This is a genomic window from Nocardioides sp. LHD-245 (genome assembly GCF_030929495.1).
GTDB lineage: Bacteria > Actinomycetota > Actinomycetes > Propionibacteriales > Nocardioidaceae > Nocardioides.
This window is the reverse complement of the sequence record NZ_JAVFWN010000009.1, coordinates 243,530-263,742: the sequence shown is the minus strand read 5'-3', so window position 1 is coordinate 263,742 and position 20,213 is coordinate 243,530. Positions and strand designations below refer to the sequence as shown.

Genomic DNA, 20,213 nt, shown 5'->3' with positions numbered 1-20,213 from the left:
ACAGGAGATCCACCCATGCGCCGAGCCGCCCGTGCCGCCGGAGCCCTCACCGCCCTCGCCGTCGCCGGCAGCGTCCTCGCGGGATGCTCCTCGTCGGACGACGAGGGCGGCGCGACGACGTACCTGGTGGGGGCGCCGATCGTGCAGTCCGGCCCCGGCGCCTTCGCCGGCAAGCCGGTGGCGCAGGGGATCGAGCTCGCCGTGGCGGAGATCAACGCCAGCGACTTCCTCGGCGACGGCTCGGAGATCGAGCTGGAGATCGTCGACACCGCGGGCGACCCGGGCAAGGCGATCGCGGCCTACCGCCAGCTCGAGGCCGACGACGCCTCGGCCGTGCTCTGCTGCACCCTGGGCGGTGAGGCCGGAGCGCTGTCGCCGCTGCTGCGGGAGAGCACCGTGCCCGGCGTCGTGACGGTCTCCATCCTCGAGGACCTGGCCGACCCGCCGTACCTGTTCCGGCCGTTCGAGGTGCCCTCGGCGCCCGGCGGCATGTACGACCAGTTCCTCGACACCGTGCTCCCGGCGGGCGAGTTCGCGGACGCCGTGATGGTCGTCAACGACGACAACGACGCGATGGTGCAGGACGCCGCGGTCTACGAGGCCGGGCTGGAGCGCAACGGGGTGGACCTCGCCAAGACGATCCGCGTCGGCACCGCCGAGACGTCGTTCACGGCGGTCGCGACCGAGATCGCCAGCATCGACCCGGACGTCGTGGTCGCCAGCACTATCGGCTCGTCGACCGCCAACCTCGCCAAGGCGCTGCGCAGCCGTGGCTACGACAAGCCCATCGTCTCCAACGTCGGGGCCGACAGCCGGGCGGCGTACGACGCGTCCGACGGCGACCTCGCGGGCACCGTCTTCCCGACCCCGTTCAGCGCCGCCTTCACGGTCAACGAGGAGGGCGCGGAGTTCGCGGCCGCCTACGAGGAGGAGTACGGCGCGGCCCCCGACATGTTCGCCGCCCAGGGCTACACCGCCATGTGGCTGGTCGCCACCGCCATCCGCGACGCCGGCAGCGGCGACCCGGCGAAGGTCGCCGCGGCCCTCGCCGAGGTCGAGGAGCAGGTCTCCGTCTATGGCTCGCTGACCTACGCCGACGGCCAGGCCGAGGTCGAGGAGCCCGGGCAGTACCTGGTCTGGGGCGAGGGCGGATCGCTCACCCCCTGGTCCGCCTGACCCCTGACCCGGCTCACACTGAATCTGAATCACGCCGACCCGTCGCAGATTGAATCCCGAACAACGCCGACCCGGCTCAACCTGAATCCCGAACAACGCCGACCCGGCTCAACCTGAATCCCGTACGTCGCCGACCCGGCTCGGATTGAACTTTCCTAGTTCGATCCGCGCCGGGTCAGCGCTGCTTCGAGTTCAATCTGAGCCGGGTCGGCGCGATTCCGAGTTCAATCTGAGCCGGGTCGGCGTTGATTTGGATTCAGGGTGAGCCGGGTCAGGGGGCGAGGGCGGCCAGGAGGCGCTGCCAGTCGGCGACAGGGAGCGCCTGGTCCTTCCAACCGGCCTGCCGGTCGAGGACCTGGAGGCAGACGTGGTCGGCGCCGGCGGCGACGTGCTCGTGGAGCCGTACGGCGATCCGCTCGGGGTCTCCCCAGGCGACCAGGGCGTCGACGAGACGGTCCGAGCCGCCCTGGCTCGCGTCGTCCTCGGTGAAGCCGAGCCGCTCCCAGCTGGAGCGGTAGTTGGGCTGGGCGAGGTACATCGCGAGGTGGCGGCGAGCCGCGGCCCGGGCGAGGCCGGCGTCCGCCTCGAGCACCACCATCTGCGTCGGCGCCAGGTACGACGCCGGGCCGAGTGCCGCCCGGGCGAGCGCGGTGTGCTCCGGCGTCGTCAGGTAGGGGTGCGCCCCCGCAGCCCGGGTGGCCGCGAGCTCGAGCATCCGGGGGCCGAGGGCCGCGAGGACCCGGCTGCCGGCGCCGGGGCCGCCGGCGACGTCGAGCTCGTCGAGGTACTCGCGCATCCGGCTCAGCGGACGCCGGTAGCGGCCCGGGTCGGCGTGGTCGACCAGCTGGGCGTGGCTGACCCCGAGCCCGAGCAGGAACCGGTCGGGGTCCGGCAGCGCCCGGGCGGCGCTCGCGACCTCCTCGGCGGTCATCGTCCAGATGCTCAGGATGCCGGTCGCGACCACGGTGCGGGACGTCGCGGCGAGCAGCTCCGCCACGCGCGGGAACGGGTCGCTGAGTCCACCGGTCATCCACAGCGCCGAGCAGCCCGCCTCCTCCAACGCCGCGGCGGCGTCCTGGGCGGCGGATGTCTCGCGCAGCCGGAGCGCACTGGACCAGGCGCCCCACCGTCCCGCGGGGAGGCTCACCGGTCCGTCCCCGCGGGCGGCGTCAGGACCGAGCCGTGGGCGAGGTCCGCGACCCAGGAGGCGAAGCGCCATCCCTCGGCGGTCCGCACGAACCGGCCGGTGTACGAGCCGACGACCACGTGGCTGCCCCCGGCTCGCCGGTAATAGGCGATGCCCTTGAAGGTGCCGGTCGCCCGGTCGCCGTCGACGTCGATCTCGCTGTTCGTGAAGGTGTGCAGGATCCACGGCATGGAGGTCCGCAGCCGGACGAACTGCTCGCGGATCTCGGCCCGGCCGCGGCACGGAGGCCGGGCCGCGTTGATGCTGTAGACGCCGTCGGGCAGCCAGAGCTCGGCCAGCGCGTCGACGTCGGCGTGGCTCGGTCCGGCCCAGCCGCCGTCGCACAGCGTGTGGTAGCGGCTGGCCAGTGCCTCGATCGCGCGTACGCTCTCGAGCTCGGCGATCCGCTGCTCCAGCCGGGCCAGCCGGGCCGAGGAGTCCTCGGCGGGCTTCGTGATGGGAGTCGTCATGCCGTCCTCCGGTCGGGTCAGGCGAGCGTGGTCTCGCCCTCGGGGAGGAACTTCACGAGGGCGGTGCGGACCGCCGAGCACACCAGCACGCCGTCCTGGTTGAGACCGCGGTGCTCGAGCGTGACGATGCCCTGGCCGGGCCGGGAGGCGGACGGCCGGCGGTCCTTGATCTCGGTCTCGCAGTAGAGCGTGTCGCCGATGAAGACCGGCGCCGGGAAGGCGATCTGCTGGAAGCCGAGGTTGGCGATCGTCGTCTTCTGGGTCAGGTCCGGTACGCCGATGCTGCACACGATGCCCAGCGTGAGCAGGCTGTTGACCAGCCGCTGGCCGAACTCCGACTCGGCCGACTTCACCGCGTCGAGGTGCAGGGTCTGGGTGTTGAGGGTCAGGCTGCAGAACAGCACGTTGTCGGCCTCGGTGACGGTGCGTCCGGGCTCGTGCTTGAACACGTCGCCCGGGATCATCTCCTCGTAGTAGCGGCCGCGGCGGGTGTGGACGGTCATCGTGTCTCCTGGGGCTCGGTGGGGGTGAGCAGGCCGTCCCGGTGGTCGGGGTGCGCGACGGCCACGAGGGCCTCGACGCGCTCGGCCTCGGTGCGGCCGCGGAGCCAGGCGACGCCGTACTCCGTGACCACAGCGTCGGGGGTGTGTCGCGCCAGCGAGACGACGTCCGCGCCGAGGCGCGGCACGATCCGGCTGTGCCGTCCGTCCGGGGTCGTCGACGGGAGCGCGATGACGGACAGCCCGCCGTCGGAGCCGAAGCCGGCCTCGACGAAGTCGGCGCTGCCGCCGATCCCGGAGACCTGACGGCTGCGGACCAGCTCGGAGCCGACCTGGCCGGCGAGATCGACCTCGATCGCCGAGTTCACCGCGACCAGGCGGGGGATCCGCGCGAGTGCGCGGGGCGCGTGGGCGACCCGACTGTCGCGCAGCACGATCGCGGGGTTGCCGTCGGCGAACTCCATCAGCGTCCGGGTGCCCATCAGCTCGGCGGCGGAGATCGCAGGGGCGTCGCCGGTGTCGGTCCAGCGCAGCAGCCCGCGCTCGAAGAGGCCGACCATGGCGTCGTTGCCCATGCCGACGATGCGCACGGGGCCCACGCCGCTCTCGGCGAGGAAGGCGGTGATCGCCTCCGGGACGGCGCCGATGCCCAGCTGGAGCGTCGGCTCGGGCGGCAGCAGCCCGAGAACGTGGGCCGCCACGCGGTCGCTGGTCTCGTCCCGTACTGCGGCGGGGAACTCGCAAGGAGGCGTGTCGGCGTCCACGAGCACGCTGATCTGGGAGACGTGCAGCATCGAGTCGCCCGTGGTGCGGGGGGTCCGGGGGTCGACCTCGGCGATAACCAGCGTGGCGCGGGCGACCGCGTGGCACACGTAGCTGGCGGACGGCCCGAGGCTGCACCAGCCGTTGCGGTCGGGCGGGGAGACCCGGACCAGCGCGACCGAGGTCTGCCACTGGTCCAGCAGACCCGGGACGGCGGACCCGCGGGCCGGCACGTAGTCCACCCGGCCGGGGGCGAGCGCCGCCCGGGCAGGGCCGTAGGGATGCCAGGTGCGGTAGCGCAGCAATCCCTCGGCGGCGGCCTCGAGGAACGGGTAGGCACCGAGCTGCAGGCCGGAGTAGAGGGTGGGCCGGCCGAGCAGGTCGGCCGACGCGGCGAGGTGGGTGAGCAGGGTCTCGGGCGTCCCGCAACCGGGGGAGGCCACGATCGCGGCGCCAGGTGGGATCCGGCGCACGGCCTCGCTCGGCGTGCTGCGGTCGGGCAGCTGCACGAGGGCCACCTCCTGTGTCGGGGTCGTCCCGGGACGGTCTCTCGTGCGGCGCCGGCAGGGCTGCGGAGAGGGGGCCGTCGGGGTGCCCGGCGGGTCCCGGGGCATCCGCGAACGTAGTCCGCCAGATCGATTTAAGCAAGTGCTTGATTCACGTCTTGACAGGGCCCCTGTGACGTGGCTTACTAGCACTTCAAGCGAGCGCTTGATTCAGCGACGGGACCGGACTCGGCGTCGCTCGCCAGAAGGAGGGACCGTTCCGTGCAACTGCTGATGCAACAGCTGCTCAACGGCATCGCACTCGGGTCGATCTACGCGCTCTTCGCGGTCGGATTCTCGTTGATCCTGGCCAAGATGGGCATCCTCAACGTCGCCCACGGCACGTTCGCGACCTGGGGCGCCCTGTCGTCGTACTGGCTGGTGTCCGAGCACGGGCTCAGCTTCTGGCTCGCCCTCCTGCTCGGCGTCGTCTTCGCCGGTGCGCTCGGCGTGGCCGCCGACCTGATCGCGTTCGAGCCCCTGCGCAAGCGCAATGCCGGCACGTTCGCCCCGATCATCGCCAGCATCGGCATCTGGATCGTGCTGCTCACCCTCGCCGAGGCCTTCAGCGGCCCGACGGCGACGAGCTACCCGACCGAGTCGGTCCCCACCGAGCCGATCCGGGTCGCCGGCCTGCTGTTCCTGCCCGCGCAGGTGATCAGCGTGATCGCGCTGGTGGTCATCGTGACCGCCGTCCACCTCCTGCTCACCCGCAGCCGCTTCGGTGCGGCCGTCCGGGCGGTCTCGGTCGACCCGCGCTCGGCGACCATCGTCGGCGTCAACGCCCGCAGCACGCTGATCGCGGTCGCCTTCCTCGCGGCGGCGATCGCCGGACTGGCCGGCATCCTCGCCGCACTGTCCGACAACAACGTGTCGTTCGGCATCGGCGAGGCCCTGCTGCTCAAGGGCTTCGCCGCCGTCGTCGTCGGCGGGTACGGCGACATCCGGGGTGCCGCTCTGCTCGGCGTCGCCATCGGCGTGCTCGAGGTGATGAGCGCGCAGTACATCTCGTCCGGCTTCCGGGACGCGATCACCTTCGGCGTCCTGCTGGTGGTCCTCGTGCTCCGGCCGCAGGGCATCTTCGGCGAACGACAGCTCGTCCGAGCCTGAGCAAGGAGAGAGACTCGTGAGCACTACAGCCTGGATGATCACCCTGCAGTTCGCCGGGGTCAACGCGCTCTTCGCGCTGGCGATCTACGCGTCCCTGTGGACGGGCGTCCTGAGCCTCGCACCGGTCTTCTTCGGTGCCGTCAGCGCGTTCACCTTCGGGTACGTCGCCGGCACGCTCGGCCTGTCCCCGTTCCTCGGCCTGCTCCTCGGTGCCGCCCTCGGCGCCGGCCTCGGCGCACTGACCGCCGGTCTGCTGATCCGGCTCGACAGCCACTACCTCGCGATGGCCACGATCGCCATGGTGCTCATCGGGCGGGTCCTGATCCTCAACCTGCCGGAGTACACGGGCGGCGCGACCGGCACGCTCGTGCCGGGCGATCTCGGGACCTGGGCCTGGCTGATCGGAACCCTGGTCGTCGCCGCCTACGTGATGGCCCGGCTCGCCGGGTCGCGCTTCGGCCTCGCCGCCGACGCGGTCCGGGAGGACCCGGCGGTGGCGGAGACGCTCGCGATCTCGCCGCGCCGCATCCAGTTCATCGGCATGATCATCTCCGGCGCCCTCGGCGGCGTCGCCGGCATCCTGCAGTCGAGCTTCCTGCAGTACATCGGGCCGGACACCTTCTACACCCACCTGGGCTTCGTCACGCTGGCCGCGGTCGTCCTGGGCGGTGCGTTCCACTGGCTCGGGCCGATCGTCGGCGCGATCGTCTTCACGATCCTGCCGGAGCTGCTGCGCGAGCCGATGGGCGAGTACGACCGCGTCGTCACCGGCGTGCTCCTCGTCCTGATCATCATCTACATGCCCCGCGGGCTGGTCGACGTACGCCGGCTCCGGATGGTGCGCTCACGCTGGTGGCGTCCGAAGGGCGGTGGCGCCGAGCCGGACGGGCCGGACCCGCGCGACCCGCAGCCCACCGTCCGTGCGGAGGTGGCCTCGTGACCGGGCTGGCGGTCGACATCGTCGGCCTCACCAAGGCCTTCGGCGGCCTCACGGCCGTCGACGACGTGACGATCCAGGTGCCCCCGCGCCGGATCCACGGCATCCTCGGCCCCAACGGCGCCGGCAAGACGACCGTGCTCAACATGGTCAGCGGCTTCATCCAGGCCGACTCCGGGCGGATCGACGTGTTCGGCCAGGACGTCACCCGGATGCAGCCCTTCCAGATCGCCCGCCGGGGTGTCGCGCGGACCTACCAGAACATCCGCCTGTTCCCCGGGCTGACCGTCCTGGAGACCGTGGTGGCCGGCGCGTACATGCAGCGCAGCTCCACGATCGCCGGCGCGATCCTGATGAGCCCGACCGAGCGGCGGGAGCGCCGGGAGATGCGCGAGCGCGCGGCCGAGCTCCTGGAGAAGGTCGGCTGCCGGGCGCCGCACTCGGCGCTCGCCGAGACCCTCTCGTACGGCGACCAGCGCCGGGTCGAGATCGCCCGGGCGCTGGCGACCAACCCCAAGGTGCTGCTCCTGGACGAGCCCACCGCGGGCATGAACGACGTCGAGTCCGAGGAGGTCGGCCGTCTGCTGGTCGAGCTCCGCGAGCTCGGCCTGACGCTGATCCTCATCGAGCACAACATGCGGCTCGTCGAGGAGTTCTGCGAGACCGTCTCGGTCATGAACTCCGGTGCACTCCTCGCCGAGGGTGCGCCGACGTGGTGCCTGGAGCAGGACGAGGTCAAGGAGGCCTACTTTGGAAAGCGATCCGATGCTGCGCGTATCGCGACTCTCCGCCGCGCACGGCGCGGTCCCGGCGGTTCGTGAGGTCGACATCGAGGTCGCCCAGGGAACCCTGGTCGCCCTCATCGGCTCGAACGGCGCCGGCAAGACGACCACGCTGAACACGATCGCCGGGCTGCACAAGCCGTCCGGCGGGACGGTCACGGTCGGCGGCCGGGACATCACCGGGTGGGCCTGTCACAAGGTGGTCCGCTCCGGCGTGGCCCTGGTGGCCGAGGGCCGCCGGGTGGCGCCTCCGCTGACCGTGCTGGAGAACCTCGAGCTGTCGTCGTACAGCGGGCGCAGCAGCAAGGCCCAGCAGAAGGAGCAGCTGACGGAGGTCTTCGACCTCTTCCCGCGGCTCGCCGACCGGCGCGACCAGCTCGCGGCGTCGATGAGCGGTGGCGAGCAGCAGATGCTCGCCTTCGGGCGCGCACTGATGACCCGGCCCGAGGTGCTGCTCCTCGACGAGCCGTCGATGGGCCTCGCGCCGTCGATCGTCGACATCCTGTTCGAGACCATCGAGACCCTGCACAACAGCGGCGCGACGATCCTGCTCGTCGAGCAGAACGCCGAGCTCGCCCTGGCCGTCAGCGAGCGCGTCTACGTGATGCAGCGCGGCCAGATCGTCACCACCGGAACCGCGGAGGCCGTGCGCGGCCGCGCGGAGGTCATGTCCGCACTCTTCGGCTGAGCCGTCGCGAACAGAAGGAGTTCCACCATCATGAGCGAGATCAGGCTGGACGGCCGTGTCGCCATCGTCACCGGCGCTGGACGGGGCCTCGGCCGCGAGCACGCGCTGCTGCTCGGCGCGCGCGGCGCCGCGGTGATCGTCAACGACCGCGGCGGGGCCCTGGACGGCGCGGGCGGCGAGGCGTCGCCGGCCGAGCAGGTCGTCGAGGAGATCCGCGCCGCCGGCGGCATCGCCGTCGCCGACACCAACGACGTCAGCACCCTGGAGGGCGCCTCCCGGATCGTCGCCACCGCGACCGACACCTACGACCGGCTCGACATCCTGGTCAACAACGCCGGCATCCTGCGTGACCGGTCGATGGCGAAGCTGACCCCCGAGGAGGTCGGCCCCGTCCTCGACGTCCACCTCGGCGGCACCATCTGGATGAGCAAGGCGGCCTGGCCGGTCATGGCCGAGCAGGGCTACGGGCGGATCATCAACACGACCTCGGCGGCCGGCATCTTCGGCAACTTCGGCCAGACCAACTACGCCGCGGCGAAGGCCGGCATCTGGGGGGTCACGAAGACCCTCGCGATCGAGGGCGCCCGCAGCGGCATCCAGGTCAACGCCATCGAGCCCGGCGCGCGGACCCGGATGACGGAGAACCTGCTCGGCGACCTGGCCGACCGGCTCGACCCGAGCCTGGTGGCACCGGTCGTGCTGTGGCTGGCCGCCGCCGAGTGCGAGACGACCGGCGAGGTCTACAACGTCGGTGGTGGCCGCGTGGCCCGGGTCGTCGTGGCCCAGACGCCCGGCTTCTTCTCCCGCGAGGTCACGCCCGAGGCGCTGCGCGACAGCTGGGACACCGTGAACGACCCCGACCTGGCGGAGGTGATGACCTCCTTCCAGCAGGAGCTCGGCGTCCTCGTGGAGCTGCTGTCGGACGGCGAGCGCACCGGAGCCTGAGCCCATGCCCGAGTCCCGGCCGGCCGACCACGGAGCCCTCGCCACGGCGCTGCGCCTGCTGGCGGCGCTGGACGCGAACGACGCGGAGGGCGTGCGCCGCTGCTTCGCGCCGGACGGGACCTGGTGGGTCGACACCGGGCTGGACCGCGCCGCCGGCGTCCTCGACGTCGACCCGGGCGACGACCGGCCGTGGCCGCTGCACGGGCTGATGCCGGCGCAGGCCAAGTGCGACCTGCTCCGCTCGGTGCCGGAGCGCTTCCCCGGCGGCGTACGCCAGCACGTGCGGCGCTCCTTCGCCGGTGGCGACGTGGCCGTCCTGGAGGTCGAGGGCGACGGGCTGTTCCTGGGGGAGCGGCCCTACCGGAACCGGTACGCCTTCGTGATCACCGTGCGTGACGGCGCGGTGACCTCCCTGCGGGAGTACCTGGACACGGCGCACAGTGCCGCGGTCTTCGACGGCCGCGGCCTGGACCGGCGCTCCCGTGCGCCGGAGCCGACGGCCGACGTCCTCGCCGCCGTGGGAGCCGACGTGCGGACGGACGGCGTCTCGGGGTCGGGCGAGCGGCTGGCCGCGGACTTCCTGGCGGCGCTGGAGGAGGCCGACGACGACCGCCTGCTGGCCCTCTGCACGCCGACGGCGACCTGGTGGGCCGACGGCGGCCGGACGCGCACCGCGGGGCCCGAGGCTCCCGCGGACCCGGACGCCGCGCTGGTGGTCGTGGGCCGGGTGCCGGTGACCGTCCGGGCTCCCCGGATCGGCGGCCTGCGTACCACCTTCCCCGAGGGCCTGCGCCTGAGGGCGCATCGCGTGGTCACCGACGACGACTTCGACCGCACCGGCCTGGTCGCGGTCGAGGTGCAGGGCCACGGCGTGCACCGGCGCGGCGGCACCTACCAGAACCGCTACGTCTTCGTCCTCCGCGCGGAGGACGGGCGGCTGGCCGAGATCCGCGAGTACTGCGACACCCGGCACGCGTTCGACGTGTACGGGATCGACCTGTGACCTGTGTAAAGCAAACGCTTGATTCTAATCAAGCGCATGCTCTACTGTGCGATGAGAGTCGCTCACCGAACACCCCACGAAGGACGACGATGATGCTCACGTTCCGCCTTGAGGCCGGATCCGCTCTCCTGTCGGCGGTTGCCGATGCGTGAGCTGCGCGACCCCGAGCACGAGCAGATCGCCCGGGCGATCCGCGAGCGCATCGCCGGGTTCGACGACGACTACTGGTCGGCGTGCGATCGCGACCACCGGTTCCCCTGGGAGTTCTTCGACGCACTGGCGAAGGACGGCTGGGTGGGCCTCGCCATCCCCGAGGAGTACGGCGGCGGCGGTCGTGGCGTCACGGAGGCGGCGATCCTGCTCCGTGAGGTCGCGGCCTCCGGGGCGGCCATGAACGGCTGCACCGCCCTGCACATGAACGTCTTCGGGCTCCAGCCGGTGATCAAGTACGGCAACGACCGCCTCAAGGAGACCTTCCTCCCGGCCGCGGCCGCGGGCGACCTGCACGTCGCCTTCGCCGTCACCGAGCCGGACGCCGGCACCGACACGTCCCGGATCAAGACCCGCGCCGTGCGCGACGGCGACGGCTGGCGGATCAGCGGGCAGAAGATCTGGACCAGCAAGGCGCTCGAGTCGTCGATGGCGCTGATGCTCGCCCGCACGGCGCCCGCCCCGGACACCGAGGGCGGCCGCTTCGACGGCCTGAGCCTGTTCCTGATCGACCTCGACCCCGAGCACGTCGACATCCGGCCCATCGCCAAGGCCGGTCGCAACGCGGTCGCGACCTGCGAGACCTTCTACGACGACCTCCCCGTCGAGGGCTGGCGGCTCGTCGGCGAGGAGGGCAAGGGCTTCAAGCACATCCTGGCCGGCCTCAACCCCGAGCGGATCCTGATCGCCGCGGAGGCCACCGGCATCGGCCACGCCGCGCTGCGCCGGGCGACCGAGTACGCCAAGGTGCGCCGGGTCTTCGACCGCCCGATCGGCAGCAACCAGGCGCTGAGCCACCCGCTGGCCGACTCCTACGCGCGCCTCGAGGCGGCCTGGGAGCTGACCATGGTCGCCGCCGGCCGGTACGACGCCGGCCTGTCCTGCGGCGCCGAGGCCAACATGGCGAAGTATCTCGCCGCCGACGCGGGCTACGACGCCGCCGACCGCGCGGTGCAGACCCACGGTGGTCTCGGCTACGCCGAGGAGTACCACGTGGAGCGCTACTGGCGGGAGGCGCGGATCATGAAGCTGGCGCCGATCAGCCAGGAGATGTCCCTCAACTTCATCGCCCAGCAGGTGCTGGGCCTCCCGCGGAGCTACTGATGACCGCCGCACCGCGCCTGGAGGGCCGGATCGCCTACGTCCTCGGCGGCGGCAGCGACGGCCCGGCCCGCCCGGGCGAGGCCCTGCCGATGGGCAACGGGCGCGCCATCGCGCTGCGCCTGGCGGCCGAGGGCGCCACGGTCGTCGTCGGCGACAAGGTGCTCGCCCGTGCCGAGGCGACCGTCGCGCACCTCGACCAGCCGGGACTCGCCGTCGAGGTCGACGCGGCGGACCCCGACTCCTGCCGGGCCGCGGTCGCGGCGGCGGTCGAGCACGGCGCCGGCCGGCTCGATGTCGTCGTCTGCAACGTCGGGCTGTCGGGCCGGGAGCCGCTGAAGGTGCAGAGCCTCGAGGACTGGGATCTCGCCTCCGACGTCAACGTCCGCTCGCACTGGCTGACCGCGCAGGCCGCGCTCGGCCCGATGCTGGCCCAGGGCTCCGGGGCGTTCGCGTTCGTCGGGTCCACCGCCGGCGTCTACAGCAGCCGGCGCTCGCTCTCCTACGAGGCCACCAAGGCCGCCCAGCTCGCCGTGATGCGCCATGTCGCCGTCCGGTACGCCGACCGCGGGATCCGCTCCAACGCGGTCGTGCTCGGCAACATCGACTCGGCCCTGGTGCGCCGCGAGTTCGGCGACGCGCCGGGAGCCGCCCGCGCGGCCGTCGTACCGATGGGGCGTGAGGGCCGCCCCGAGGAGGCCGCGGGCGCGGTCGCCTTCCTGGTGAGCGACGACGCCGGCTATGTGACCGGCCAGAGCCTTCTCGTGGACGGCGGCGTGAGCGCAGCCTGGCCCGTCCCCCCAGTCATGTCGTGAGCAGGAGGAGCAGCAGATGAGCAAGGTCGTCGTCAGTGGTGTCGGGATGAGCCCGTTCGGGAAGTTCCTGGACAGGTCGATGAAGGACCTCGGCAAGGTCGCGGTCGACGCCGCCCTGGCCGACGCCGGCATCGGGGTCGAGGACGTCCAGGCGATGTTCTTCTCCAACGCACTGGCCGGCCTGATCACCGGCCAGGAGTGCATCCGTGGCGAGGTCGTCGGCTACCCGATGGGCCTGGCCGGCATCCCGATCCACAACGTCGAGAACGCCTGCGCCTCCGGCGGCAACGCGCTGCACCTCGCCTGGATGGCCGTCGCGTCGGGGATGTACGACACTGTGCTCGCCCTCGGCGTCGAGAAGGCCAACCACGAGGACCGGCAGCGCACCTTCAGCGCCTACGCCGCGGGCATGGACGTCGAGCAGGGCTTCGCGACCGGCGACGGTGCCGGCCAGGAGCGCAGCCCGTTCGTGGATCGCCAGGCGCGGCTCGCCGCCACCCTCTTCGAGGAGCGGGGGGTGACGATGGAGGGCCTGGCCCGGGTCACCTCGCGCTCGCTGGAGAGTGCCCGGCTCAACCCCTTCGCGCACCGCCGCTTCGGCGGATCGCCGGAGGACGTCCTCAACGCCCGGGTCGTGGTCGAGCCGCTGACGGTGCTGATGAGCTCGCCGGTCAGCGACGGCGCCGCCGCCGTCGTGGTGACCAGCCGGCCCGACGTGGTCGCCTCGGCCCGCTCGATCGACATCCTCGGCTCCCGGATGGCCACCCGCCCGCCCGCCGACCAGCCCGACGCGCCCAACGCGGTCGAGGCGTCCGCGCAGGCGGCGTACGAGCAGGCCGGTCTCGGTCCCGCCGACATGGACCTCGCGGAGGTGCACGACGCGTCGGTCGCCTACGAGCTGATGGCGTGGACCGACGTCGGGCTCTGCGCGCCCGGCGACGAGCAGCGCTGGGCGATGGAGGGTGTGACGGAGGCGGGCGGCGCCATGCCGGTCAACCGCTCCGGCGGCCTGGTCGGCCGCGGCCACGCGCTCGGTGCCAGCGGGCTCGCCCAGATCCACGACGTCGTCCAGCAGCTCCGGGGTGAGGCCGGCGACCTCCAACTGGAGGACCCGCGCCGCGCGGTGGTCCAGATCGGCGGCGGTGTCGTCGACTGGCTGACCGCCGCGTCGAGCGTGCACATCCTGGCGAAGGGCTGACGGTGACCGACCTCGTCATCGACGCCCACATGCACGTCTGGGACGCCACCTGGCTCCCGGAGGGGCTGCGCCGGGCCTGGGCCCGACAGGGCTCCGGACGCCGGCTGCCCGAGCGCGATCCCGAGGACATCCTCGCCCATGTCGCGGTCGGACAGAGCGACCCCGACGCCTCCTTGACGGTGGCCGCCTTCGACCGGGCGGGGGTGACCGCGGGCCTCGTGCCCGTCGTCGACTGGACCATCGTCGGTGCCCCCGGCGGCGAGCACCTGCCGATCGGCGACCTCAACGCCCGGTACGAGGACGTCTGCACCCGCAACGAGGGGCGGCTCTACTTCGCCGCCGGCCTCGACCCGCGCCACCCCGACGCCCGGGCCCTCTTCGAGGCCGCCGCCGCGCACCCGCACTGCCGTGGCTTCAAGCTGTACCCCGCCGCCGGCTGGGACCTGCGCGATCCCGCGCACGCCTGGCTGTTCGAGGCCCTGGTCGAGCGGGAGATCCCCGCCGTCATCCACTGCAGCCCGCTCGGGGGCGACCCCCTGCAGGTGATCCGCTGCCGACCCGCCGAGATCGGCGCCCTGCTGGCGTCGTACCCGACGCTGCGGGTGTCCTTCGCCCACGCCGGCATCGAGGCCTGGTGGAGCGAGGCGCTCGACTGCGCGACCGGGTGGCAGCACGCCTATCTCGAGCTGTCGCTGTGGCAGCGCGTGGCGGCCGTCGACTACCCGGAGTTCCGCCGCCGGGTGCGCGCGATGCGCGCGCAGGTCGGGGCGCACCGCCTGGTCTTCGGCTCCGACATCATCCGGGGCCCGAAGGAGGACCCGGACGGTGCGGACCTGGAGCGCTGGGTCAGCATGGTGAGAGACCTCGCCTCGCCGTACGACGGCGATCCCGCGGTCCTCGCCGACGACGAGCTCGGGCTCTTCCTCGCCGGCAACGCCGGCCGGCTGTTCGACCTCAAGGAGCTGACATGAGCGACACCCTCGGAGCCCTGTTCGCCAACGCCGGCCGGCGCTTCCACGACAACGTGGCGGTCACGGTCGGTGCGGAGCGCCGTACCTTCGGCGAGGTCATCGACCGCGGCTGGCGGCTCGCGCACGCCCTCCGGGACCGCGGGGTCGCGCCCGGCGCGTTCGTCGCCGCCATGCTCGGCGCCAACCGCGTCGAGTCACTGGAGGTCTACGTCGGCCTCGCCCTCGGCGGCTACACCGCCGTCCATGTCAACGACCGGCTCACTGCGCCGGAGGTCGACTACGTCATCTCCGACTCCGGCGCCGTGGCGCTGGTCCACACCGACGGCGCCGCGGGCGTCGCCGCGGAGCTGACGACCAGGACCGGGCTCGCGGCCTGGCTCGCGATCGGCGACAACCCGCCGACGGGCGCGGAGCCCTTCGACGACGTCCTCGCGGCGGCGTCGAACCAGCCGGTGCCCAGTGCGGCGACGCCCGACGACATCGCGCTCGTCGGCTACACCAGCGGCACCACCGGCTTCCCCAAGGGCGTCCTGGTCAGCCACCGGGCGGTCGTCAACTGCGTCAAGCTGGTGCCCTACGCGTACCGCTTCCCGCTCCAGGGACACGCCGCCTTCCCGGGCGGCTGGTCCTTCGTGTCGGGGCTGTGGGGCGTGATCTTCCCGCACTTCTACACCGGCGGCACCGTCGCCTTCATCGCCGGTGCCACTCCCGACGAGTGGGGACGGCACATGGTCGAGAACAAGGCGACCTTCACCCTCGGGCTGACGCCGCTCATCCCCGGCCTGATGGAGGCGCTGCGGCTCCACCCGGCCGCCCTCGACACCCTGCAGTCGGTCCTCCACTCCGGGGGGCCGCTGCCGCCCGAGCTCGCCTCCGACCTGGTCGCCCTGATCGACGACCGCCTTGTGGAGACCTACGGCATGACCGAGGTGGTCGGGCCGATCACCATCACCAACCGGTCCGACTGGCGCGGCCTCGGCGGCGCCGACAGCATCTTCGAGACCGTGGGCCGGCCGCTGCCGACGTCCTCGATGCGGGTCGTCGACGCCGACGGGAACCCGCTGCCGGCCGGCGAGGTCGGCGAGCTGGTCATCGAGGCCGACACCATGTTCTCCGGCTACCACAACCAGCCGGAGAAGACCGCGGCCGCGCTGCGCGACGGCTCCTACTTCACCGGCGACCTCGGCTACCGCGACGAGGCCGGCTACTACTACCTCACCGGCCGCGCGCAGGAGCTGATCATCAGCGGCGGCGCCAACGTGTACCCGGCCGAAGTCGAGCGGGTCCTCATGCTGATGGACGACGTGACCGAGGCCGCCGTTTTCGGGCTGCCCGACGAGCGCTGGGGCGAGGCCGTCTCCGCCGCTGTCGTCCTGCGGCCCGGGTCCGGCGTGACCGTCGACGAGGTCCGCGACTTCGCCCGTTCGCAGCTGGCCGGCTACAAGAAGCCGGTCCATCTCTTCCTCCTTCCCGAGCTGCCCCGCAACTCGGGGATGAAGGTGATGAAGCACGTCCTCAAGGAGCAGTTGGCCGGCTCGACCGACCCGGCCGGCTCGACCGACACGACAGGAGGCCAGCCGTGAAGCTGGGCATCAGTGAGCTCTTCCCCGGATCCGGGCCGCGCGACGGGCGCTGGTCGATGGACGCCGCACAGCTGATCGAGGAGATCGGCTACCACTCCGTGTGGCTGCCGGAGCACGTCGTGTTCTTCCCGAGCTACAGCTCGCAGTACCCCTACGAGTCCGGCGGCGCCCAGGAGGTGCACCGGATGCTGGGCGTCCACGACCCCCTCGTCCTGGCCGGCGCGATCGCCGCGGCGACGACGAACCTGCGCATCGGCACCTACGTGTTCGTCGTACCCCAGCGCAACCCGATCATCACCGCCCGCCAGATCGCCAGCATCGACCGGCTCAGCGGCGGACGGTTCCAGTTCGGCGTCGGCGTCGGCTGGTCCGAGGAGGAGTACGCCGCGCTGGACGTGCCCTTCGAGCGCCGCGGCGAGCGGATGAACGAGTACCTCGCCGCCATGCGCGCCCTGTGGGACGAGGCCGAGGAGACCACGTTCTCCGGGGAGTTCGTCGAGTTCGAGCCGCTCTACTGCTTCCCGAAGCCCGCGCAGAAGCGGCTGCCCGTCATCGTCGGCGGGAACAGCCGGGCCACCCTCGAGCGGATCGTGAAGTACGGCGACGGCTGGGCCGGCTACAGCCGCACCCATGAGGACATCAAGGTCTTCACCGAGAAGCTCGCCGTACTGATGGAGGCCGCCGGACGCGACATGTCCGAGCTCTCCCTCAAGGTCGGCCGGCGCAGCAAGGGCACCACCGAGAAGGACTGGGAGGACGACCGCGCCTACATCGAGGAGGCCTTCCGCCTCGGCATCGACGAGGTCGTGGTCTCCCCCCGGATCGGTGACGAGAACTACGAGAGGGACATGCGGCGCTACGCCGAGATCGTCGGCCTCTGAGGTCGGCGTACCGCTGCCGATCGCATCAACCAGGTTGATGCGATCGGCAGCGATCTGCCGTGAGCTAGATCGACCAGTGCATGCCGCCGTCGACGCTGAACATGTCGCCGGTGATGTACGACGCGGGGCCGGAGGCGAGGAAGGCGACGAGTGCGGCGGCCTCCTCCGGGGTGCCGAAGCGGCCGGCGGGGATCCGGCTGCGGATGAGACCCGCCCGCGACTCCTCGGTGGGGTAGCTGCGCCGGACCTGCTCGCTCTCGATCCGGCCGGGGGCGATGCAGTTGACGGTGACCCCGTCCGGTGCCACTGCGCGGGCCAGGGCCTTCGACCACAGGATGCAGGCGGCGACCGCGGCCTGGGCCGCGGACACCACGCTCGGCTCCAGCAGTCCGACGAAGTTGACCACCCGCCCGCTCACGCTGGAGCACAGCAGGGGCAGCACGGCGTCGGTGAGGCGGCGCTTGGAGTGGAAGTTGAGCTCGAACTGCCGGTGCCAGAGCTCCTCGGTGAGGACGTCCCCCGGCTGCTCGGCCGCGCCCGCCACGTTGGCCAGGACGTCCAGCCCGCCGCGCTCGCCGGCGACAGTGTCGGCGATCCGCGCGGCGGCCCGCGGGTCGGTGAGGTCGGCCTCGATCACGAGCGGCGCCGTGGACCGGCCCGCGGCGGCGGCCACCTCGGCGACCTCGCCGGCGAGCTCGTCGAGGAGCGGGCGCCGGCGTGCGACCAGGACGAGGTCGGCTCCCTCCGCCGCGAGGGCGAGCGCGGTGGCGCGCCCGATCCCGGCGCTGGCTCCGGTCACCAGCGCCACGCGCCCGTGCAGCTGCAGATCCATCGGTTCCTCCGGTACACCTCTAGAAAATCAAGCAAGTGCTTGATACATTAACCGATGTCGGTCGGCGACGGAAGAGGTGCGGAAGCAGGTGACGACATGAAGGAATCCCTTGCCCCGGGCGAGTGTGCGGCGACCGTCGTGGACGACGCGACCTACGAGGAGCTGGTCGGCGCGACCCGGCGGTTCCTCGACGCGCTGGCCGCCGCGGTGCCCGACGCCACCGTGGCGGACGACCTGACGGGGCGCCTCCGGGACTGGACGAAGCGCCTCGCCGACCGGGCGGCCGGAGCCGAGCACGAGCGGCTCTTCGGCCGGCGGCCCGGGGTCGCGTCCCACGGCCAGGCGATGACGCCGGCCTACCGCGTGACCGCGGCGGACGACGTCGAGCTGAGTGGCGTGACGTGCTTCGGGGGCTTCTTCCTCGGCGGCAACGGCGCCGCCCACGGGGGAGCGGTCCCCCTCCTGTTCGACGAGCTGTTCGGCCGGGTGATCAACGGCGATGGCCGGCCGCCGGCCCGCACGGCGTACCTCCATGTGGACTTCCGTGCGGTCGTGCGGCTCGACCGCGATCTCGACTTCCGGGTCTGGCGCGACCGGAGGGAGGGGCGCAAGCAGTACGTCCGCGGGGAGATCCGCGACGGCGGCGTCGTGTGTGCCGAGGCCGAGGCCCTCTTCGTCGAGCTGCGTCCCGGCCAGCCCTGAACGTCCGGGCCGATCCGGCGATCGCCACGGTCGCCGAGGCCCCGCCCTTCGTGTAATGTGCAGCAAGCGCTTGATTCTATAGAGGAGAACCGACCATGACCATCCAGACCAACCGGCAGCCGACGCCTGGTCTCGACTACCTGATCATCGGCGCCGGCGTCTGCGGGCTCTACCAGCTGCACCAGCTGCTCGAGCTCGGGGTGTCGGTGCGGGTCGTCGATGCGAACGCCGGTCTCGGCGGGACCTGGTACAACAACCGCTACCCGGGGTGCCGGTTCGACTCCGAGTCCTACACCTACCAGTACTCCTTCTCCCAGGAGCTCCTCGACGAGTGGGACTGGAAGGAGCGCTTCGCCGCGCAGCCCGAGACCCTCTCCTACCTCGAGCACGTCGCGGACCGCTTCGACCTGCACCCCCACATCAGCCTCAACACCCGTGTCGAGCGCGCCGAGTGGATCGAGGACGGCCTGCACTGGCTGGTGACCATGGCCGACGGCGAGCAGCTGCGCGCCCGCTTCGTGCTGTGCGCGATGGGCCTGCTGTCGGTGCCCACCTATCCGCGGGTCGCCGGGCTCGGCACCTTCGGCGGCGTGGAGACCCACACCTTCGACTGGCCCGAGGACCTCGACGTCACCGGCAAGCGGGTGGCCGTGATCGGCACCGGGGCCAGCGGCGTGCAGGTCATCACCGACATCGCCGACAAGGTCGAGCAGCTCACGGTGCTGCAGCGTGACGCCAACTGGTGCGCGCCGCTCGGCAACGAGCCGATCACGCCCGAGGAGATGGCCCGGCTCCGGGCGTCGTACGACGAGATCTTCGCGTGGTGCAAGGAGACGCCGGCCGGCTTCGTGCATCGCCCCGACCGGGTCCTCTCCACGGATGTCACGCGTGAGGAGCGGCTGCGCCACTGGAACGACCTCTACGACAACGGCCACGGGGCGGCGCTCTACATGGGCAACTACCGCGACACGATGATGGAGGCGGGGCCCAACCGCGAGCTCTCCGAGTTCGTCGCGGACCGCATCCGTCAGCGGGTCGAGGACCCCGAGGTCGCCGAGCTGCTCATCCCGAAGGACCACGGCTTCGGCAACAAGCGGGTCGCGGGCGAGTCCGGCTTCTACGAGGTCTTCAACCAGGACAACGTCGAGCTGGTTGACCTGATGGCCCACCCGATCCGAGAGGTGACCGAGACCGGGATCCGCCTCGACCTCGCCGACGGTGGCGTGCGCGACCTCGAGCTGGACGTGATCGTCTACGCGACCGGCTTCGACGCGGTCACCGGACCGTTCGACAAGATCGACTTCCGAGGCGTCGACGGCGTGCGGCTCAAGGAGCAGTGGCAGGACGGCCCCGAGACCTGTGTCGGGGTCCAGGTCACGAACTTCCCCAACCTCTTCATGCTGGTCGGACCCCAGTCCGGATCGGCGACGGCGAACTTCCCCCGCGGCATCGAGGACGTCGTCAACTGGATGACCGAGACCGTGCGCCACATCGAGGCGAACGACGTCGTACGGGTCGAGGGCCGGCGCGAGGCCGAGATCGCCTGGGTCGAGCACGTGCGGGAGATCAACAGCCTGTTGCTGCTCGCCCACTCGAAGTCGTGGTTCAACGGGCACAACATCAACCTCGACCGGGACGACAAGCCGCGCGTCATGGTCTACCTGGGCGGCGCGCCGCGCTACCGGAGGCGGCTCCAGCAGGAGATCGACGAGGGCTACCCGAGCTTCGAGCTCCGCACCGCGCGCGAGGTGGCACCGGCGGTCTGCTGAGGCCTGGTGCGCGACGCAACTACCTTCTTTGCTCCGCCGAGGCGGTC

The 20,213-nt window shown here is 72.0% G+C and carries 20 protein-coding genes; 15 read left to right on the top strand and 5 right to left on the bottom strand.

The window, feature by feature from the left end:
- The first annotated feature begins 15 nt into the window (after positions 1-15).
- A complete protein-coding gene (locus tag RB608_RS14840) occupies positions 16-1,176 on the top strand; it encodes an ABC transporter substrate-binding protein (RefSeq protein WP_308088760.1) in 1,161 nt (386 codons plus the stop codon).
- A gap of 271 nt (positions 1,177-1,447) precedes the next feature.
- On the opposite strand, the gene RB608_RS14835 is transcribed toward RB608_RS14840, so the two are convergent.
- Genes RB608_RS14835 through RB608_RS14820 form a run of 4 tightly spaced genes read right to left on the bottom strand, consistent with a single transcriptional unit; the run spans position 1,448 to position 4,603 of the window.
- Positions 1,448-2,323, bottom strand: a complete 876-nt coding sequence (locus RB608_RS14835; RefSeq protein WP_308088759.1) for a TIGR03620 family F420-dependent LLM class oxidoreductase — start codon at positions 2,321-2,323, stop codon at positions 1,448-1,450.
- Positions 2,320-2,832 carry a nuclear transport factor 2 family protein gene (locus RB608_RS14830; RefSeq protein ID WP_308088758.1) on the bottom strand — a complete coding sequence of 171 codons (513 nt, stop codon included), beginning with the start codon at positions 2,830-2,832 and terminating at the stop codon, positions 2,320-2,322. The genes RB608_RS14835 and RB608_RS14830 overlap by 4 nt, the downstream gene beginning before the upstream one ends.
- A gap of 17 nt (positions 2,833-2,849) precedes the next feature.
- Positions 2,850-3,335, bottom strand: coding sequence for a MaoC family dehydratase (locus tag RB608_RS14825; protein WP_308088757.1), 486 nt, complete (start codon positions 3,333-3,335; stop codon positions 2,850-2,852).
- A complete protein-coding gene (locus RB608_RS14820) occupies positions 3,332-4,603 on the bottom strand; it encodes an acetyl-CoA hydrolase/transferase C-terminal domain-containing protein (RefSeq protein ID WP_308088756.1) in 1,272 nt (423 codons plus the stop codon). The genes RB608_RS14825 and RB608_RS14820 overlap by 4 nt, the downstream gene beginning before the upstream one ends.
- 258 nt (positions 4,604-4,861) lie before the next feature.
- Here RB608_RS14820 and RB608_RS14815 point away from each other — a divergent pair, with 258 nt between their 5' ends.
- From RB608_RS14815 to RB608_RS14760, 12 genes are all read left to right on the top strand, one after another.
- Positions 4,862-5,749, top strand: a complete 888-nt coding sequence (locus RB608_RS14815) for a branched-chain amino acid ABC transporter permease (RefSeq protein ID WP_308088755.1) — start codon at positions 4,862-4,864, stop codon at positions 5,747-5,749.
- 16 nt (positions 5,750-5,765) lie between these two features.
- On the top strand, positions 5,766-6,689 hold the full coding sequence (locus tag RB608_RS14810) for a branched-chain amino acid ABC transporter permease (protein WP_308088754.1): 924 nt from the start codon (positions 5,766-5,768) through the stop codon (positions 6,687-6,689).
- Complete coding sequence (locus RB608_RS14805; protein ID WP_308088753.1) at positions 6,686-7,507, top strand: ABC transporter ATP-binding protein; 822 nt, start codon at positions 6,686-6,688, stop codon at positions 7,505-7,507. The genes RB608_RS14810 and RB608_RS14805 overlap by 4 nt, the downstream gene beginning before the upstream one ends.
- Complete coding sequence (locus RB608_RS14800) at positions 7,452-8,156, top strand: ABC transporter ATP-binding protein (RefSeq protein WP_308088752.1); 705 nt, start codon at positions 7,452-7,454, stop codon at positions 8,154-8,156. Before RB608_RS14805 ends, RB608_RS14800 begins: the two co-directional genes overlap by 56 nt.
- A gap of 30 nt (positions 8,157-8,186) precedes the next feature.
- The gene (locus RB608_RS14795; RefSeq protein WP_308088751.1) at positions 8,187-9,101 is read left to right on the top strand and encodes an SDR family NAD(P)-dependent oxidoreductase; all 915 of its coding nucleotides are present in this window, start codon (positions 8,187-8,189) and stop codon (positions 9,099-9,101) included.
- A gap of 4 nt (positions 9,102-9,105) precedes the next feature.
- A complete protein-coding gene (locus RB608_RS14790; protein WP_308088750.1) occupies positions 9,106-10,104 on the top strand; it encodes a nuclear transport factor 2 family protein in 999 nt (332 codons plus the stop codon).
- A 144-nt stretch (positions 10,105-10,248) separates the two neighbouring features.
- Positions 10,249-11,418, top strand: coding sequence for an acyl-CoA dehydrogenase family protein (locus RB608_RS14785; RefSeq protein WP_308088748.1), 1,170 nt, complete (start codon positions 10,249-10,251; stop codon positions 11,416-11,418).
- Positions 11,418-12,230, top strand: coding sequence for an SDR family NAD(P)-dependent oxidoreductase (locus RB608_RS14780; protein WP_308088747.1), 813 nt, complete (start codon positions 11,418-11,420; stop codon positions 12,228-12,230). The genes RB608_RS14785 and RB608_RS14780 overlap by 1 nt, the downstream gene beginning before the upstream one ends.
- A 16-nt stretch (positions 12,231-12,246) precedes the next feature.
- Positions 12,247-13,428: a thiolase family protein gene (locus RB608_RS14775; protein ID WP_308088746.1), complete on the top strand. Its 1,182-nt coding sequence runs from the start codon at positions 12,247-12,249 to the stop codon at positions 13,426-13,428.
- 2 nt (positions 13,429-13,430) lie between these two features.
- Positions 13,431-14,399, top strand: coding sequence for an amidohydrolase family protein (locus tag RB608_RS14770; RefSeq protein WP_308088745.1), 969 nt, complete (start codon positions 13,431-13,433; stop codon positions 14,397-14,399).
- Complete coding sequence (locus RB608_RS14765; protein WP_308088744.1) at positions 14,396-15,982, top strand: AMP-binding protein; 1,587 nt, start codon at positions 14,396-14,398, stop codon at positions 15,980-15,982. The genes RB608_RS14770 and RB608_RS14765 overlap by 4 nt, the downstream gene beginning before the upstream one ends.
- Positions 15,979-16,863 (top strand): LLM class F420-dependent oxidoreductase, encoded by an 885-nt coding sequence (locus tag RB608_RS14760; RefSeq protein ID WP_308088743.1) that lies wholly within the window; start codon positions 15,979-15,981, stop codon positions 16,861-16,863. The genes RB608_RS14765 and RB608_RS14760 overlap by 4 nt, the downstream gene beginning before the upstream one ends.
- 64 nt (positions 16,864-16,927) lie before the next feature.
- Here the strand turns inward: RB608_RS14760 and RB608_RS14755 are convergent, their stop codons facing one another.
- Complete coding sequence (locus RB608_RS14755) at positions 16,928-17,695, bottom strand: SDR family oxidoreductase (protein ID WP_308088742.1); 768 nt, start codon at positions 17,693-17,695, stop codon at positions 16,928-16,930.
- A gap of 96 nt (positions 17,696-17,791) precedes the next feature.
- Between RB608_RS14755 and RB608_RS14750 the strand changes: the two genes are divergently transcribed.
- Together RB608_RS14750 and RB608_RS14745 are read left to right on the top strand one after the other, a co-directional pair.
- The gene (locus RB608_RS14750) at positions 17,792-18,397 is read left to right on the top strand and encodes a hotdog fold domain-containing protein (RefSeq protein ID WP_308088741.1); all 606 of its coding nucleotides are present in this window, start codon (positions 17,792-17,794) and stop codon (positions 18,395-18,397) included.
- A 95-nt stretch (positions 18,398-18,492) separates the two neighbouring features.
- Positions 18,493-20,166, top strand: coding sequence for an NAD(P)/FAD-dependent oxidoreductase (locus RB608_RS14745; protein WP_308088740.1), 1,674 nt, complete (start codon positions 18,493-18,495; stop codon positions 20,164-20,166).
- Positions 20,167-20,213: the final 47 nt, after the last annotated feature.

Bases quoted from the DNA above. Each gene is read 5' to 3' on its own strand.
- RB608_RS14765 (WP_308088744.1), top strand. From the start codon at position 14,396: ATGAGCGACACCCTCGGAGCCCTGTTCGCCAACGCCGGCCGGCGCTTC.
- RB608_RS14840 (WP_308088760.1), top strand. From the start codon at position 16: ATGCGCCGAGCCGCCCGTGCCGCCGGAGCCCTCACCGCCCTCGCCGTC.
- RB608_RS14795 (WP_308088751.1), top strand. From the start codon at position 8,187: ATGAGCGAGATCAGGCTGGACGGCCGTGTCGCCATCGTCACCGGCGCT.
- RB608_RS14800 (WP_308088752.1), top strand. From the start codon at position 7,452: ATGCTGCGCGTATCGCGACTCTCCGCCGCGCACGGCGCGGTCCCGGCG.
- RB608_RS14825 (WP_308088757.1), bottom strand. From the start codon at position 3,335: ATGACCGTCCACACCCGCCGCGGCCGCTACTACGAGGAGATGATCCCG.
- RB608_RS14750 (WP_308088741.1), top strand. From the start codon at position 17,792: ATGAAGGAATCCCTTGCCCCGGGCGAGTGTGCGGCGACCGTCGTGGAC.
- RB608_RS14790 (WP_308088750.1), top strand. From the start codon at position 9,106: ATGCCCGAGTCCCGGCCGGCCGACCACGGAGCCCTCGCCACGGCGCTG.
- RB608_RS14785 (WP_308088748.1), top strand. From the start codon at position 10,249: ATGCGTGAGCTGCGCGACCCCGAGCACGAGCAGATCGCCCGGGCGATC.
- RB608_RS14775 (WP_308088746.1), top strand. From the start codon at position 12,247: ATGAGCAAGGTCGTCGTCAGTGGTGTCGGGATGAGCCCGTTCGGGAAG.
- RB608_RS14780 (WP_308088747.1), top strand. From the start codon at position 11,418: ATGACCGCCGCACCGCGCCTGGAGGGCCGGATCGCCTACGTCCTCGGC.
- RB608_RS14830 (WP_308088758.1), bottom strand. From the start codon at position 2,832: ATGACGACTCCCATCACGAAGCCCGCCGAGGACTCCTCGGCCCGGCTG.
- RB608_RS14755 (WP_308088742.1), bottom strand. From the start codon at position 17,695: ATGGATCTGCAGCTGCACGGGCGCGTGGCGCTGGTGACCGGAGCCAGC.
- RB608_RS14745 (WP_308088740.1), top strand. From the start codon at position 18,493: ATGACCATCCAGACCAACCGGCAGCCGACGCCTGGTCTCGACTACCTG.